This window comes from Ruegeria halocynthiae, assembly GCF_900106805.1.
GTDB lineage: Bacteria > Pseudomonadota > Alphaproteobacteria > Rhodobacterales > Rhodobacteraceae > Ruegeria > Ruegeria halocynthiae.
On the sequence record NZ_FNNP01000001.1, the window covers coordinates 100,243 to 114,072 of the forward strand.

General features: G+C 60.0%; 19 protein-coding genes. 10 read left to right on the forward strand and 9 right to left on the reverse strand.

Annotated features, from left to right (window positions below; genetic code table 11):
* Positions 1–16 precede the first annotated feature (16 nt).
* From BLU89_RS00510 to BLU89_RS00525, 4 genes are all read left to right on the forward strand, one after another.
* Entirely contained in the window at positions 17–379 is a 363-nt protein-coding gene (locus BLU89_RS00510) for a RidA family protein (protein WP_074733585.1), read from the forward strand.
* A 79-nt stretch (positions 380–458) separates the two neighbouring features.
* On the forward strand, positions 459–842 hold the full coding sequence (locus tag BLU89_RS00515) for an NADH:ubiquinone oxidoreductase subunit NDUFA12 (protein WP_074733587.1): 384 nt from the start codon (positions 459–461) through the stop codon (positions 840–842).
* Between the two features lie 11 nt (positions 843–853).
* The gene (gene mlaD / locus BLU89_RS00520) at positions 854–1,306 is read left to right on the forward strand and encodes an outer membrane lipid asymmetry maintenance protein MlaD (RefSeq protein WP_074733588.1); all 453 of its coding nucleotides are present in this window, start codon (positions 854–856) and stop codon (positions 1,304–1,306) included.
* Entirely contained in the window at positions 1,303–1,662 is a 360-nt protein-coding gene (locus BLU89_RS00525) for a DUF2155 domain-containing protein (protein WP_074733590.1), read from the forward strand. The genes mlaD and BLU89_RS00525 overlap by 4 nt, the downstream gene beginning before the upstream one ends.
* On the opposite strand, the gene aat is transcribed toward BLU89_RS00525, so the two are convergent.
* The 4 genes from aat to BLU89_RS00545 all read right to left on the reverse strand — a co-directional run bounded on the left by aat (position 1,626) and on the right by BLU89_RS00545 (position 4,841).
* Positions 1,626–2,258 carry a leucyl/phenylalanyl-tRNA--protein transferase gene (gene aat / locus BLU89_RS00530; protein ID WP_074733591.1) on the reverse strand — a complete coding sequence of 211 codons (633 nt, stop codon included), beginning with the start codon at positions 2,256–2,258 and terminating at the stop codon, positions 1,626–1,628. The two genes, BLU89_RS00525 and aat, sit on opposite strands and share 37 nt — an antisense overlap.
* Positions 2,259–2,306: 48 nt before the next feature.
* Positions 2,307–3,656 carry an acetyl-CoA carboxylase biotin carboxylase subunit gene (gene accC, locus BLU89_RS00535; protein ID WP_074733593.1) on the reverse strand — a complete coding sequence of 450 codons (1,350 nt, stop codon included), beginning with the start codon at positions 3,654–3,656 and terminating at the stop codon, positions 2,307–2,309.
* 9 nt (positions 3,657–3,665) lie between these two features.
* On the reverse strand, positions 3,666–4,154 hold the full coding sequence (accB, locus tag BLU89_RS00540; protein ID WP_074733594.1) for an acetyl-CoA carboxylase biotin carboxyl carrier protein: 489 nt from the start codon (positions 4,152–4,154) through the stop codon (positions 3,666–3,668).
* A gap of 150 nt (positions 4,155–4,304) precedes the next feature.
* Positions 4,305–4,841 (reverse strand): helix-turn-helix domain-containing protein, encoded by a 537-nt coding sequence (locus tag BLU89_RS00545; protein ID WP_074733596.1) that lies wholly within the window; start codon positions 4,839–4,841, stop codon positions 4,305–4,307.
* A gap of 176 nt (positions 4,842–5,017) precedes the next feature.
* Between BLU89_RS00545 and BLU89_RS00550 the strand changes: the two genes are divergently transcribed.
* The 5 genes from BLU89_RS00550 to BLU89_RS00570 all read left to right on the forward strand — a co-directional run bounded on the left by BLU89_RS00550 (position 5,018) and on the right by BLU89_RS00570 (position 10,921).
* A complete protein-coding gene (locus tag BLU89_RS00550; RefSeq protein ID WP_074733597.1) occupies positions 5,018–6,313 on the forward strand; it encodes a helix-turn-helix domain-containing protein in 1,296 nt (431 codons plus the stop codon).
* A 78-nt stretch (positions 6,314–6,391) separates the two neighbouring features.
* On the forward strand, positions 6,392–6,772 hold the full coding sequence (locus tag BLU89_RS00555; protein WP_074733599.1) for a response regulator transcription factor: 381 nt from the start codon (positions 6,392–6,394) through the stop codon (positions 6,770–6,772).
* Positions 6,769–7,089, forward strand: coding sequence for a hypothetical protein (locus BLU89_RS00560; protein WP_074733601.1), 321 nt, complete (start codon positions 6,769–6,771; stop codon positions 7,087–7,089). Before BLU89_RS00555 ends, BLU89_RS00560 begins: the two co-directional genes overlap by 4 nt.
* The gene (locus tag BLU89_RS00565) at positions 7,077–9,758 is read left to right on the forward strand and encodes an ATP-binding protein (RefSeq protein ID WP_074733602.1); all 2,682 of its coding nucleotides are present in this window, start codon (positions 7,077–7,079) and stop codon (positions 9,756–9,758) included. Before BLU89_RS00560 ends, BLU89_RS00565 begins: the two co-directional genes overlap by 13 nt.
* 77 nt (positions 9,759–9,835) lie before the next feature.
* On the forward strand, positions 9,836–10,921 hold the full coding sequence (locus tag BLU89_RS00570) for a FliM/FliN family flagellar motor C-terminal domain-containing protein (RefSeq protein WP_074733604.1): 1,086 nt from the start codon (positions 9,836–9,838) through the stop codon (positions 10,919–10,921).
* Here BLU89_RS00570 and BLU89_RS00575 read toward each other — a convergent pair.
* From BLU89_RS00575 to BLU89_RS00590, 4 genes are read right to left on the reverse strand one after another with little or no spacing between them, the layout of a single operon-like run.
* Positions 10,918–11,346, reverse strand: coding sequence for a protein tyrosine phosphatase family protein (locus BLU89_RS00575; RefSeq protein ID WP_074733605.1), 429 nt, complete (start codon positions 11,344–11,346; stop codon positions 10,918–10,920). The genes BLU89_RS00570 and BLU89_RS00575 overlap by 4 nt on opposite strands.
* Positions 11,347–11,355: 9 nt before the next feature.
* Entirely contained in the window at positions 11,356–11,787 is a 432-nt protein-coding gene (locus BLU89_RS00580) for a DUF6691 family protein (RefSeq protein ID WP_074733607.1), read from the reverse strand.
* Positions 11,787–12,215, reverse strand: a complete 429-nt coding sequence (locus BLU89_RS00585) for a YeeE/YedE family protein (RefSeq protein ID WP_074733609.1) — start codon at positions 12,213–12,215, stop codon at positions 11,787–11,789. The genes BLU89_RS00580 and BLU89_RS00585 overlap by 1 nt, the downstream gene beginning before the upstream one ends.
* Before the next feature lie 19 nt (positions 12,216–12,234).
* A complete protein-coding gene (locus BLU89_RS00590) occupies positions 12,235–13,098 on the reverse strand; it encodes an MBL fold metallo-hydrolase (RefSeq protein WP_074733610.1) in 864 nt (287 codons plus the stop codon).
* 243 nt (positions 13,099–13,341) lie between these two features.
* Between BLU89_RS00590 and BLU89_RS00595 the strand changes: the two genes are divergently transcribed.
* Positions 13,342–13,557, forward strand: a complete 216-nt coding sequence (locus tag BLU89_RS00595; protein ID WP_074733612.1) for a hypothetical protein — start codon at positions 13,342–13,344, stop codon at positions 13,555–13,557.
* Positions 13,558–13,566: 9 nt separating this feature from the next.
* Here the strand turns inward: BLU89_RS00595 and BLU89_RS00600 are convergent, their stop codons facing one another.
* On the reverse strand, positions 13,567–13,785 hold the full coding sequence (locus tag BLU89_RS00600) for a hypothetical protein (RefSeq protein WP_074733613.1): 219 nt from the start codon (positions 13,783–13,785) through the stop codon (positions 13,567–13,569).
* Between the last annotated feature and the right edge of the window lie 45 nt (positions 13,786–13,830).

Sequence of the window (13,830 nt, forward strand, 5' to 3'; positions counted from 1 at the left end):
TTTGTTTGAGGACTCGATGACAATAAAACGTATTTCGTCAGGTGGAGAATTCGAAGCCAAGGTGGGTTACTGCCGCGCGGTTGTGGCCGGGGGCTGGGTACATGTTGCAGGGACCGTCGGGCAGGGCGCAACGGTTGTCGATCAATGCCGTTCAGCACTGTCGATTATCGAGAACGCGCTGGCCGAGGCGGGTGTATCGTTCTCGGATGTTGTCCGCGTCACATACATGCTGCCGGATCGCGCCGAATTCGACCCCTGCTGGCCAGTTCTGGCCGAGACCTTTGGCGCCAATCCACCTGCCGCGACGATGATCGAATGCGGATTGATCGATCCGAAGTACCGGATCGAAATCGAAGTTACCGCTATTCTGCCGGAATGACGCAGGCAGCGCCGGCAGTACTGGACCTTGGCGTGCCTTTGGTCCATATCTGCGGGGATAGAAATGCCGGAGGCAGCCGATGGGAATCCTGAACAGTCTTTTGCGGGCCGTAACCTGGTGGAACGGAGCTACCCTGAACACGCAGATTTTCACCGCGCGCAAGGGCGTCAAGGTCGGTGAAGACGACGAAGGCAACGTATTCTACCGCACTGCCGACGACAGCAAGCGTTGGGTGATTTTCAATGGCGAGGCCGAGGCCAGCCGGATCGATCCGGATTGGCATGGCTGGCTGCACCGTACATGGGACGAGCCTCCAACCGATAAACCCCTGGCCCACAAGTCTTGGGAAAAACCACATCAGGAAAACCTGACAGGAACCGCGCTCGCCTACGCACCAGCGGGATCTCTGCGTCGCGCCGATCCGGTCGAACGCACAGATTACGAGGCGTGGAGCCCGGAATAGGCGAAGAATAGATGTCTGCTCACACCAAGACCGAAGTCATTGTCGGCGGGGCCGTACTGGCCTGCGCCATTGCGTTTGGCGTTTATGCAAGCCAGTCCACCGGCCTGTCGCAATCCAGTGCTGGATATGAACTCGGCGCGTCTTTCCGCTCGTTGGAAGGTGTCGGCGTCGGCACTGATGTACGACTGGCGGGCGTCAAGATCGGGGCCGTGACGAATGTCACCCTGAACTCTGACACCTATCGCGCGGATACCCAGTTCTCGGTGGCAGATGGGATCCTTATCCCGGATGACAGTGCTGCCGTGATCTCGTCCGAAGGGCTGCTGGGCGGCAACTTTGTAGAACTGATGCCCGGCGGTTCGCCATTCTACTTCGAGGCGGGGGATCAAATCGAGGATACGCAGGGTGCGGTCAGCCTGATCTCGTTGCTGGTCAAGTTTGTGGCCGGGGACGGCAGCGAATGATCCGCGCGGCTCTTGTGGCGCTGCTGGTCACCGCGACCGGAGTATCAGCGCAGCAGAAGGTCGTGTCCGGCCCCGGCGCCATGTTGCGCGGGCTCGATAAGGTCAATGGGCAGACTGTGGATATCGAGGTGCAGAACGGTCAAACCGCAACGGTGTTTGGCCTCGATGTCGCTATGGGCGACTGCCGGTATCCGGCCGAGAACCCGACAGGTGATGCCTTCGCCTATCTGACCATCTGGGAACAGGGCAAGGCGCAGCAGCTGTTTGATGGCTGGATGATTGCAACCTCGCCGGCACTGAATGCATTGGACCACGCGCGTTACGACGTCTGGGTGATCCGCTGTATAACCCCCTGAGGGGTCTGCTGCAGATCGGCAGTGAAATCCGCATCGACCTCAAGTGCTTGTTTCAACGCGCCATGATAGACCGCCCGCGGGACTTCAACGGCCCCCAGTGAGGCCAGATGCGCTGTCAGGAACTGCGTGTCAAACAGGGTAAATCCAGTTTGGCGCAATCGATCGACGAGATAAGCAAGCGCGATCTTCGATGCATCCGTTCGACGAGAGAACATGCTTTCGCCAAAAAACGCGGCACCCAGAACCACGCCATAGACACCACCGATCAGTGAGGCACCATCCCAGACTTCAAGTGAGTGCGCACGGTCGATCCCGTGCAACTGCTGATACAGGCGGCGCAGTTCGGGGTTGATCCAGGTATCTGCGCGGTCGGCGCAACCATCCACGACGCCCGCAAAGTCGCTGTTGATGGTGACGGTGAATCCGCAGGTCCGGATGCGCCGCGCCAGACTGCGTGAGATGTGGAACTCATCCAGCGGGAACACGCCGCGAAACTTTGGATCGACCCAGAACAGTTCCGGGTCGTCGCGGTGTTCGGCCATCGGGAAAATCCCGATGGAGTAACCGTGTAGCAAAAGTTCAGGGGAAAGGCTCATGCCGGGTGCCCCGGAACCGGAAGGCCGCAGCCCTCCGATCCCGTGTTCTTATTGGGCCATGTTCTCCGCAAGCCAGTGCTCCAGCCAGTGGATGTTGTATTCACCGCTATGCAGGTCAGGTTCCTGCAGCAGCGCGTGGAATAGCGGCACAGTGGTATCGATGCCGTCGACGATCAACTCACCCAGCGCGCGGTTCAAACGCGCCAGCGCCTCATCCCGGTCGCGGCCCTGCACAATCAGCTTGCCGATCAGCGAGTCATAATAAGGCGGGATCGAGTACCCATCATAGAGCGCCGAATCCATCCGAACACCCAGACCACCTGGCGCGTGATAGGCCGAGATCTTGCCCGGGCAGGGCGAGAAATTGGGCAGCTTTTCCGCGTTGATCCGAACCTCGATGGCGTGACCGTTGATAACCAGATCGTCCTGACCGAACGACATCGGCTCACCAGCAGCGACAAGGATTTGTTCGCGCACCAGATCGACACCGAAGATGGCCTCGGTCACCGGGTGTTCCACCTGCAGGCGGGTGTTCATTTCGATGAAATAGAACTCGCCGTTTTCATACAGGAACTCGATCGTGCCTGCACCGATATAGTTGATCTTGGCCACCGCGTCGGCGCAGACCTTACCGATTCTGGCGCGTTCTTCCGGGGTGATGCAGGGACCGGGAGCCTCTTCAAATACCTTCTGGTGTCGGCGCTGCAGGGAACAGTCGCGTTCGCCCAGATGCACCGCTTTGCCCTTACCATCGCCAAAGACCTGAATCTCGATATGGCGCGGCGTGGTCAGATATTTCTCAATATAGACCTCGTCATTGCCAAAGGCAGCTTTGCCCTCGGCGCGCGCAGTCATGAAGGCGCTTTCCATCTCGTCAGCGCTCATTGCAACCTTCATGCCGCGACCGCCACCGCCAGCGGTGGCTTTGATGATGACGGGATAGCCAAATTCCTCACCGATACGCTTGGCGTCGGCCAGAGTGGGAACACCGCCATCAGATCCGGGGACGCAAGGAACACCCAGTTCCTTCATCGTGTCCTTGGCAGTGATCTTGTCACCCATCACGCGGATATGTTCGGCGGTGGGGCCGATGAATGTGATACCGTGATCTTCGACAATCTGCACGAACTCGGCATTCTCGGACAGAAAGCCATAGCCCGGATGGATTGCCTGCGCGCCGGTGATTTCACAGGCCGATATGATCGCGGGGACAGACAGATAGCTTTGCGGGCTGGGCGGAGGGCCGATGCAGACCGATTCGTCGGCCATGCGTACATGCATGGCGTCGCTGTCAGCGGTGGAGTGGACAGCAACCGTCTTGACGCCCATCTCGCGCGCGGCGCGGATCACGCGCAGGGCGATCTCGCCTCGGTTGGCAATCAGGATTTTGTCGAACATGGGCCCGCCTTACTCAACAATGACCAGAGGCGTGCCGAATTCAACAGCGTCACCATCGCCCACCAGAATGCGCTTGATGGTGCCCGATTTGGGCGCGTGGATGTGGTTCATGGTCTTCATCGCTTCGACGATCAGCAGCGTATCGCCTTCGGACACCGATGCACCGACCGAGATGAATGAGGGCGCGCCCGGTTCGGGCTGCATATAAACGGTGCCAACCATGGGCGAGGTCACGGCGCCGGGATGGCTGGCCGGATCGTCCTGCGCAGCGGGGGATTCGGCAACGGTTGCCGCAGGCGCTGCCATCGGTGCCGCCGCAGGAACGGCAACCTGAACCGGTGCCGCAACCGCCTGCGACATACGGCTCACGCGGATATTCAGACTGTCGTCGTCGCCGTATTCGCGCATGACTTCCAGTTCGGTCAGGTCATTTTCGCGCAGCAGTTCAGCCAGTGCCTTGATAAACGCGACATCCGCTTCGTGTTTGGTATCTGTCATGAGTGTCCTCGAAGGTTCCCCTTTGGCCCGTCTGTTCCCTGCGGGCTTGGTCTGATTACGCAGGGTTATAAGCTATGCGGTCGGTCATGAAAAGCGCCGACTGAGCCTGTTAAATGGGGGTTTTTGCGTTAATTTCGAGTGCCGTTGCGATTAAAGAGGTGTTCCCGATAGTTTCGCCACCAGTTCGGGCAACTTTCGGGCGCCGTATTTCTCCAGCAGGCGGGCGCGATAGGCCTCGATCGTGCGGTAACTCAGCCCTAGTTCAGCGCCAATCTCTTTCGCGGACAGGCCCCGGCAGGACAGAATGGCCACTTCGCGCTCGCGCGGGGTCAATTCGACAAGCGGGCGTTCTTCCGAAATGTCCGAAAAGCTCCAGATACCGTGACGAAACGGGTCGTCGGGTGTTAGCGACCGACCGCGTGCGCGGCACCAGAAAAGGTCTCCGTCGCGCCTCCGCATGACCCGTTCGTCGGTATAGCACCCGGTATCGCGCATCACCTGCAGACTGCGCGCACCGATCCGCTCCCAATCGGCGACTGATGGGTAAAGATGCAGCAGGGGCATGTTGCGGTAATCAATCTCATCACCGCCGAAAGTGCGTGCAAATTGCAGATTGCAGCGGCGGATAATCCGATTTTCAAGCTCGACAAGCCCGATGGGTGCGTATTCGAAGGCGGGATCGCTCATATACCTATGGTGACGGGTATTGTGCCGAAAGAGAAGGGCGCAGGGCTGGAAAGCAAGGGTTTCTTGCGGCAGGGTTTGTTAAGGTTGTAAATCTTCTTTGAAAACCTGTCAGCAACAGATAATAAATACACAGTTAATCTGCAAATCCAGTCGCAGTAGCCAAGGATACCGACGCAATGCGCGACACCCTGACCGGCAGCCGGATACGCGAAAGGCGGCAAATCTCTGGGCTGCGTCAGGCTGAACTGGCGCGGCAGGTGGGGATTTCGGCCTCGTATCTGAACCTGATCGAACACAATAGGCGGCGCATCGGCGGCAAGCTTCTGGTCGACATCGCAAGTGCCTTGTCGGTAGAACCGTCGCTGCTGACGCAGGGGATTGAAGAAACGCTCATCTCGGCCCTGCGCGAGGCCGCGGCCGATGCGGTGGGTCAAAAGGCCGAGGTGGACGGGCTCGAGGAATTCGCCGGCCGCTTTCCCGGCTGGTCCGGGGTTCTGGCTCAGATGCACCGCCGCGTCGTGTCCTTGGAACGCACCGTCGAAATCATTTCCGACCGGTTGACCCATGACCCGCACTTGGCGGCCTCGATGCACGAGGTGCTGTCAACCGCCGCCGCCATCCGCTCGACCGCCGCAATTCTGGCCGAACCAGGAGAGATCGAAGCCGAATGGCGCGACCGCTTCCATCGCAACTTGCATCAGGATGCCGAACGGTTGGCGGAAAGCTCTAAGGCGCTGGTGACCTATCTGGATGACAGTGACGGACGGCGCGATCTGCGCGGTATTCCTCTGGACGCGGTTGAGGCGTTTTTTGCCAATCAGGGATTTCATTTCCCCGCACTCGAATCTGGTGATCCGGCGACTGAAACCCCGCTGGATGGGCTCGATTCCGCAGCTGCCAGAACCGTCGCCTTGGGGTTGCTGGACCTCTATGCTGCCGACGCGCAGGCCATGCCGCTGGATCAGGTGCGCGCCGCGCTTGACGCGGCCGACCCCGACCCGCTGGCGCTGGCCGCAGCCTTTTCGGTGGATCTGGCCACGGTACTGCGTCGGCTGGCCTTTCTGCCCGAGGGAACGCTGGCGCGCCCGGCGGGGCTGGTGATCTGCGACGCCTCAGGTAGTGTTCTGTTTTACAAACCTGCGCCGGGGTTTGCCCTGCCGCGCCATGGTGAGGCCTGTCCACTCTGGCCACTATTTACGGCGTTGAACCGGCCATTGGTGCCGATCCGCCAGCGTATCGTTCAACTTGGCCGAACAGCGGCCGAATTCGAATGTTTCGCCATCGCGACCCCGCAACCGGTAAAGGCCTTCGGGGCCGAACCGGTATACCGGTCGACCATGCTGGTGGCGCCGGTCGACGGCATGGTGCGACCAGCGGAGAATACGGCGCAGGCCGGGGCCAGTTGCCGCATATGTCCAAAACGCGATTGCAGCGCACGGCGGGAACCATCGATCCTGAGCGAAGGGTTTTGACAGTTTCGTGACGCAGCGCTTAAGCTGGGCCGGACGGGTGGCCGAACGCGCAACCGGTCATGGGGAGGACATGCAAATATGAGCCGTAAGGTTCTGTTGATCGAGGATGAGCCCAATATCACCGAGGCGATCCGTTTTCTGCTGACGCGCGAAGGGTGGCAGGTGGATACCCATGCCGAGGGTACGGATGCAGTACAGGTAATTCTGTCCGCCCGGCCCGATCTGGTGATTCTGGATGTGATGCTGCCGGGCAAAAGCGGGATGGATGTGCTGCGTGATCTGCGCGAACATGATGAGATGAAGGCACTGCCGGTTCTAATGCTGACCGCGCGCGGGCAATCCCGCGACCGCGAGATGGCCGAACAGGCCGGCGTCAGCCGTTTCATGACCAAACCCTTTTCAAACACCGAGGTTCTGACAGCGGTGCGCGACCTGCACGCGCAGGCATCGCAGTCATGAGCTCTCCGGGCGAAGGCAAAGACCGGCCGTCGCCGGTTCGGCCCTCGCTATTCTTGGAACGGCAAAGCTACCGTCGCCGCAGACTTGCAGATGCAGCGCGGCTGCTGCCTTTTCTGGGCGCAGCGATGCTTGCTTTGCCGCTTCTGTGGCCAGATGAAAGCGAAGGGGCCCAAGCGCTGCCGCTATCCTCAGCCATATTCTACATCTTTGCCTGCTGGGGCGTTCTGATCCTGATCAGTGTGATCTTTGGCATTGCTGCTCGACGCATGGCCGCGCGCGAGAACGCCGAACCCGAGGCCGAGACATGGCGACGCTAAACGTCCTGATACTGGTCTGTCTGGGCTATGTGGTGCTGTTGTTCGGGGTCGCCTTTGCGGCTGATCGTCTCGCAGCACGCGGAGGTGGTAAGTGGCTGCGTTCACCCCTGATCTACACCCTGTCGCTGTCGATCTATTGCACCGCCTGGACCTTCTATGGCGCCGTCGGCAACGCCGCGCGTTCTGGGTTGGAATTCGTGACCATCTATCTGGGCCCAACGCTGGTCATGGTCAGCTGGTGGTGGGGCCTGCGCAAATTGGTGCGCATCGGGCGCAGCCAGCGGGTGACGTCAATCGCTGACCTGATTTCGTCGCGCTATGGCAAGTCCAACACGCTGGCAGTTTGCGTGACTATTTTGGCCGTGCTGGGCGGCACGCCCTATATCGCGCTGCAATTGCAGTCGATCACCCTGTCCTTTTCGATCTTTGCCGAGGCTGACCCGACTGGTCTCTACCGCGAAGGCTCCAGCGTGTTCTGGGTGGCTGCAGGATTGGCTGTTTTTGCAATCCTCTTCGGCACGCGCAATCTGGATGCCAATGAACGCCACCACGGTGTTGTCACCGCTATTGCATTGGAATCTGTGGTGAAACTCTTCGCCCTTCTGGCCGTTGGCGTCTTTGTCGTCTGGGGCGTCGCGGGTGGTCTGGGGCCGATGATGGACCAGATCGACGCCTCCGAGATCGGGCAGTGGCACGTGGATGCTGGGCGCTGGACCACCTTCATCTTCCTTTCGGCAGCGGCTTTTGTCTGCCTACCCCGGATGTTTCAGGTCATGGTGGTCGAGAATGATGACGAAAGCCACCTGCGCACCGCTGCCTGGGCCTTCCCACTCTATCTTCTGCTCATGAGCCTGTTTGTGGTGCCCATTGCGGTGGTCGGTCTGGATCTGATGCCCGAAGGGTCGAACCCCGACCTGTTCGTGCTGACGGTTCCGCTGTCACAGGGCAATGACTGGCTTGCGATGCTGTCGTTCATCGGCGGATTCTCGTCTGCCACGTCGATGGTGATCGTCACGGCCATGGCGCTGTCGACCATGGTGTCGAACCATGTGGTCATGCCGATCTGGCTGAACACGCAGGAGGGCACCGCGTCGGTATCCGGTGATGTCCGAACCATCGTTCTGATGGCACGGCGAGTCTCGATCGCGGTGATCATGGCGCTGGGGTATTTCTACTTTCAGCTCTCGGGCGGTGGCGCCGCTCTGACCTCGATCGGGCTGGTGGCTTTTGCCGGGATTTCCCAAATTCTGCCCGCGCTTGTCGGCGGCCTGTTCTGGCGCGGTGCCACGCGCACAGGGGCGCTGGTGGGGCTCAGCGTGGGGTTTGTCCTTTGGATTTACACCTTGCTACTCCCCGGAATGGAGGGCGGCATTATCCCCGCCTCGGTGATCGAACACGGCCCCTTCGGCTGGGGGTGGCTACGCCCGCAGGCGCTGTTTGGGATCGAAGGGATCGACCCGATGGTGCACACGGTCATGTGGTCGCTGTCTTTGAACACAGTCGCCTTCTGCGTGGTCTCGATGCTCAGCTTCCCAAGCCCGCTGGAACGCCTGCAAGGCGCGCAATTTGTCAATGTCTTTGACCATTCGGTCTCGGCGCGTGGCTGGACCGGTTCGGTGGCGCAAAGCGAAGACCTGATGATCATGACCCAGCGAATTCTGGGCACCATTCCCGCGCAGGAATTCTTTCAGGCCGAAGCCGAGCGCCAGAATGGCCGCCCCGGACGTCTGCCCGAGCCCACACCGCAGTTTCTGGAACGGCTGGAACGCGAACTCAGCGGCTCGGTCGGTGCCGCGACTGCCCATGCGATGATCGGCCAGATCGTGGGCGGGGCGTCTGTCTCGGTCGAGGATCTGCTGGCCGTGGCCGACGAATCCGCGCAGATGCTGGAATATTCCAGCCAGCTCGAGGTGAAATCGACCGAGCTCAGCCGCACCGCGCGCCAGTTGCGCGAAGCGAATGCAAAGCTGACACAGGTCTCGATGCAGAAAGACGCGTTTCTCAGTCAGGTCAGCCACGAGTTGCGCACGCCTATGACCTCGATCCGGGCATTCTCGGAAATCCTGCGGGATACTGAAGGTCTGAGCGCGGATGAGCAGACCCGCTATTCCGCGATCATTCACGACGAAGCGCTTCGTCTGACGCGGCTGCTGGACGATCTGTTGGACCTGAGCGTTTTGGAAAGCGGGCAGGTTAGTCTGAACATGGGTGACGCGACCCTGACCGAGGTGCTGGATCGCGCAGTTTCAAGCGCGCTGGCGGGCGGGGACCGCAAGCTCAGCGTGCGGCGGGTCCGTGCCAGCGAACGCATTCCTCTGCATACCGATCTGGACCGGCTGGGGCAGGTGTTCATCAACCTGATCTCGAATGCCCAGAAATACTGCGATGCGGATGACCCCGCGCTGACGATTTCCGCCCATGATGTCGGCGGGCAGGTGGTGATTGATTTCATCGACAATGGTGGTGGCATCCCGCCCGAGGCGCAATCGATGGTGTTCGAGAAATTCGCTCGGGTCGGATCGGACAAGGCGGGCGGGGCCGGGCTGGGGCTGGCGATCTGCCGCGAGATCATGCAGCGCCTCGGTGGCGAGGTTGCCTATTTGCCGGGCCAGGGGGGCGCTGCGTTTCGCGTCAGCCTGCCACTGGCCTACCGTCAGGCCGCACAATGAAGATGTCATAAAGACATTCGTAACCCCCGCCGGGTTAGATCAATCGTCATAACATCGAAGAACGGCGGTATGGGGCCATGACGGTATCAGCACTGGCACGAAAGCTTTCGGCGGCACAAGGTGGCGCCGAAACGCCCCGATCCATATTGCGCGCCCTGCGGCTGGGGTTGGCTCGGGCCGCAGGCGAAGGCATGGGGCTGGCGCTGTCGGTTATTGGCGCCAAACAGGCCGTGCGTACGCAGGAAGACATGGCCGGGCGGCTGAAAGGCGGTTGGTTACTGTTGCTGTTTTCCTCGGATCAGGGCGGCATCGCCGCAGCCTGCCTGGACCCTGGATGCGTATCAGCCATTGTGCAGCAGCAGACGATTGCCATGGTCACCTCTGATCCGCCGCCCGAACGGGTCTTTACGGATACCGACGCGGCGATGGTTGCGCCTCTGGTCGAGGATACGCTTAGCCGGGCGCAGAAACTGGTCGAGTCATCCGCCGATATGACCAGCCTGTCTGGGTTCGAGTTCGCCTCTCGCGCCGAGGACCGGCGCTCTTTGATCCTTGCGCTGGTGGATGAAGCCTATCGTATGTTCGATCTGACGGTCGAGCTTGCCTGCGGTGCCCGACAGGGTGAGGTCTGTATCCTGTTGCCCGAGCGTCCGCTGTCTGACGAAGAACAGGCGGCGGAGATCACTCAACCCGGGATGAATCTGGATCAGGCATCGGGCGTGATACGTGCCGAACTGAACACAGTGATCAGCCGCATGTCGTTGCCGCTGACCGCGCTTTCAGAGCTTTCGGTGGGGGATGTTCTGCCGCTGCAGGATGCGCGGGTGGACCGGGTCGAAGTTCTGGCTATTGACCGCGCCCGCACGGCCATTGGACGTTTGGGGCAATGCGGGGGAATGCGGGCGGTTCGGATCAACGAACAGCGACTAACCCCGGCGCTGCCTGCCAGCGAGGGGCAGGCGTTCCTGGCCAGTACGACCTCCAGCCGCGGGGAAGATGCGCTTTCTTCTGCACCGGATGAAGAGATCATAACCGGTGATCCGGTGATGGACGATATACTGCTGGATCCAGATGATCTGCTATCGGCCAGTTCAGATCAGCGGGTTGCAGAAATTTCGCACCTCGCCGGCCTGCCTGCGCCCGAGCGCGAGGGCAGGGATTAGCCGTCTTCGCGCAACTGCTCCAGCGCCGGGCGCAGATTGTCGAGCGCATAGCCCGCTTTGCCGGTCGCGTCGAGGATTTCGTCCGTGCTCAGCCGGTTGCATTGCCCAAGCGCCCAAACAACCGAGCATCTGGTGCCGGACGCGCAATAGGCCAAAACCGGCCCGCTGCAGCTTTCGGCCAGATCGCGTTGCAGGGCAATATTTTCCGGGGTCATGGTCTGGTGGGTCAGCTCCAGAACCTCGTACTCCATCCCGGCATCGCGTACTGCCTGTCCGATAGCGTCGGATTGCTGATCCGGCGGCACCTCAACATTTGGACGGTTACAGATCACCTTGACGAAACCTGCCTGGGCGATGGTTGGCACGTCCTCAACCAAGATCTGGGGCGAGACGGCATAGCGGGGGGTAATCGGTCGAATCTCCATGGCAATTGATTAGGCCGCGTTGGCCATTCTGTCCAGTTGCGCACCCAGCTTTGGTGCCGCAAACATGCCCGCAATCATGGCAATCAGGAAGATAACCCCGCCAACACCACCATAGCCAAGCGACGCCATCGCCGGACCCGGGCACAAACCGGCCAACCCCCAACCGACCCCGAACAGAACCGAACCGACGATCAGGCGCCGGTCCAGCTCGACCCGTGGCGGGGCAGGGAATTGCCCGCCCACCAGCGGCGCGCGGTTCCGGGTCAGTTGCCAAGCCACCAGCATCGGCAGGATCGCTCCGCCCATGACGAAGGCAAGCGTCGGGTCCCAGTTGCCGAACACATCAAGCCAGCCCTGCACTTTGGTGGTGTCAGTCATGCCCGAGATCAAAAGCCCGATGCCGAACAGTGATCCGGCGAAAAAGGCAAACACAGCGCGCATCAGATCACTCCCAAAGCGTGGCGAAACAGGGCAACGGTCAGCCCACCCGCAAGGATATAGAACACGGTTGCAACGATCCCGCGCAGTGAAAACCGGGAAATCCCGCAGACCCCGTGACCCGAAGTGCAGCCATTTGCAATGCGTGTGCCAACCCCGACAAGCAAACCTGCAATGATCACGATCGCCAGATCCGGGGTCAGATGAGTTTCAGCCTGTGGCGCGATCAATGGGCGCAGTAAAAAGGGCATTCCGATCAGCCCTCCAACAAAGGCCAAACGCTCGGTCGTGGTGGCGCGATCACTGCGCGCGACCAGTCCGCCCAGAATGCCACTGGCGCCCATGATCCGCCCATTGCACAGCAGGTATGCGGCAGCACCCAGTCCGATCAACAGGCCACCAGCCAGCCCTGAAATCCACTCGATATTCATTTTCTCGTCCGACTCTGTTTTACAGTTTGTTGACGGGGATTTTCATGAAGACATCGCCCTGTTCATCCGCTGGTGGCATCTGACCGGCTCGCATGTTGACCTGCAGCGACGGCAAAATCAGACGCGGCATTGCCAAGGTCGCGTCGCGCGCATCGCGCATTTCGACGAACTCCTCGATGCTGCGGCCTTGGCCGATGTGGACATTCAGCGCCTTTTGTTCGCCCACCGTAGTTTCCCACGCATATTCATCGCGGCCGGGCGCTTTGTAATCATGGCCCACAAAAATCCGTGTCTCATCAGGCAGAGACAGTATCTTCTGGATCGAGGCATAAAGGTCTTCCGAGGACCCACCCGGGAAATCACAACGCGCGGTCCCAAAATCCGGCATGAACAATGTATCACCCACAAAGGCCGCATCGCCGATCACGTAGGTCATACAGGCAGGTGTGTGGCCCGGCGTATGCAGGACGTCCCCGCGCATCTGGCCGATGTGAAAACTGCTGGCCTCAGTGAACAGAGCATCAAACTGGCTGCCATCACGTTGAAATTCGGTGCCCTCGTTGAAGACCTTGCCAAACGTGTCCTGTACCATGACGATGTTCTCGCCGATCCCGATTTTCCCACCCAGCTTCTCCTGCAGGTAGGGGGCCGCCGACAGATGGTCAGCATGGACATGGCTTTCCAGAATCCATTCTACCTTAAGCCCTTTCGCCGTCACATGGGTCACGATCTGATCCGCCGAACTGGTATCCGTTCGCCCCGAGGCGTGATCAAAATCCAGCACGCTGTCGATGATCGCGCAGGCCTGTCCTTCGGGCTCTTGCACGACATATGAAACGGTAAATGTCTGCGGGTCGAAAAACGCTTTCACAATGGGCGTCATGGGGTCCTCCGTTCAGTCTTTCTACATATAGCAATAACGGAATGTGATTAAAGTCCCAAATTGCAAGTTGATGTCTGTCAAAGCAAACGGCACAATTCGAGTGTATGCTTTGATCGACCTGTTGCATATTGTCGGTTTTTCGCCCGCGCAGGCAAGATTCCGCGATGATTTAATTCAGGTCTCGTGTTGGTCTTAATCTCGTTACCTGTATCAGGCACACTGGCACCATATGGGAGGAAGAAAATGACTGCTCAGGATCTTTATACCGAAGCGGAACAGCTTGAAGAGAAGCTGCATGGCGCATGTCTCGAGACCCGTCTGGCGCTTCAGCCAAGTGTCAGTCTCGTGCTGGACAAGATGCGCGCGGAGCGTGTTCAGATACCCTCGCGATTGCGGCGGCTGGATGCCGCACTGTGCGAAGACGTGTTGGAAGCGCGTTTCGACAATATGCCGGTCTGATCGCTCTGGTTATCCGAACGAAATCCCCAGGATGACCATCATCAGCCCCAGCACCGACAAGAAAAGCGAGGCAAGGTTCCAGGGCAAAACGCCCTGAACTGCTGCGCGAAGCTCGTCATCGGACAGGTTGGCCCGGCGCGCTTTCATCACCTGTAGAATGCACCAGACAAGGCCGACAAGCCCGGCCACAGACAGGGCGGCCCCGCCCCAGACGATAATGTCGAACATGGTTGTCTACGCCCATCCATTGAACCCGGGACCGCGCTTAACGGA

Bases quoted from the DNA above. Each gene is read 5' to 3' on its own strand.
- BLU89_RS00510 (WP_074733585.1), top strand. From the start codon at position 17: ATGACAATAAAACGTATTTCGTCAGGTGGAGAATTCGAAGCCAAGGTG.
- BLU89_RS00515 (WP_074733587.1), top strand. From the start codon at position 459: ATGGGAATCCTGAACAGTCTTTTGCGGGCCGTAACCTGGTGGAACGGA.
- mlaD (WP_074733588.1), top strand. From the start codon at position 854: ATGTCTGCTCACACCAAGACCGAAGTCATTGTCGGCGGGGCCGTACTG.
- BLU89_RS00525 (WP_074733590.1), top strand. From the start codon at position 1,303: ATGATCCGCGCGGCTCTTGTGGCGCTGCTGGTCACCGCGACCGGAGTA.
- aat (WP_074733591.1), bottom strand. From the start codon at position 2,258: ATGAGCCTTTCCCCTGAACTTTTGCTACACGGTTACTCCATCGGGATT.
- accC (WP_074733593.1), bottom strand. From the start codon at position 3,656: ATGTTCGACAAAATCCTGATTGCCAACCGAGGCGAGATCGCCCTGCGC.
- accB (WP_074733594.1), bottom strand. From the start codon at position 4,154: ATGACAGATACCAAACACGAAGCGGATGTCGCGTTTATCAAGGCACTG.
- BLU89_RS00545 (WP_074733596.1), bottom strand. From the start codon at position 4,841: ATGAGCGATCCCGCCTTCGAATACGCACCCATCGGGCTTGTCGAGCTT.
- BLU89_RS00550 (WP_074733597.1), top strand. From the start codon at position 5,018: ATGCGCGACACCCTGACCGGCAGCCGGATACGCGAAAGGCGGCAAATC.
- BLU89_RS00555 (WP_074733599.1), top strand. From the start codon at position 6,392: ATGAGCCGTAAGGTTCTGTTGATCGAGGATGAGCCCAATATCACCGAG.
- BLU89_RS00560 (WP_074733601.1), top strand. From the start codon at position 6,769: ATGAGCTCTCCGGGCGAAGGCAAAGACCGGCCGTCGCCGGTTCGGCCC.
- BLU89_RS00565 (WP_074733602.1), top strand. From the start codon at position 7,077: ATGGCGACGCTAAACGTCCTGATACTGGTCTGTCTGGGCTATGTGGTG.
- BLU89_RS00570 (WP_074733604.1), top strand. From the start codon at position 9,836: ATGACGGTATCAGCACTGGCACGAAAGCTTTCGGCGGCACAAGGTGGC.
- BLU89_RS00575 (WP_074733605.1), bottom strand. From the start codon at position 11,346: ATGGAGATTCGACCGATTACCCCCCGCTATGCCGTCTCGCCCCAGATC.
- BLU89_RS00580 (WP_074733607.1), bottom strand. From the start codon at position 11,787: ATGCGCGCTGTGTTTGCCTTTTTCGCCGGATCACTGTTCGGCATCGGG.
- BLU89_RS00585 (WP_074733609.1), bottom strand. From the start codon at position 12,215: ATGAATATCGAGTGGATTTCAGGGCTGGCTGGTGGCCTGTTGATCGGA.
- BLU89_RS00590 (WP_074733610.1), bottom strand. From the start codon at position 13,098: ATGACGCCCATTGTGAAAGCGTTTTTCGACCCGCAGACATTTACCGTT.
- BLU89_RS00595 (WP_074733612.1), top strand. From the start codon at position 13,342: ATGACTGCTCAGGATCTTTATACCGAAGCGGAACAGCTTGAAGAGAAG.
- BLU89_RS00600 (WP_074733613.1), bottom strand. From the start codon at position 13,785: ATGTTCGACATTATCGTCTGGGGCGGGGCCGCCCTGTCTGTGGCCGGG.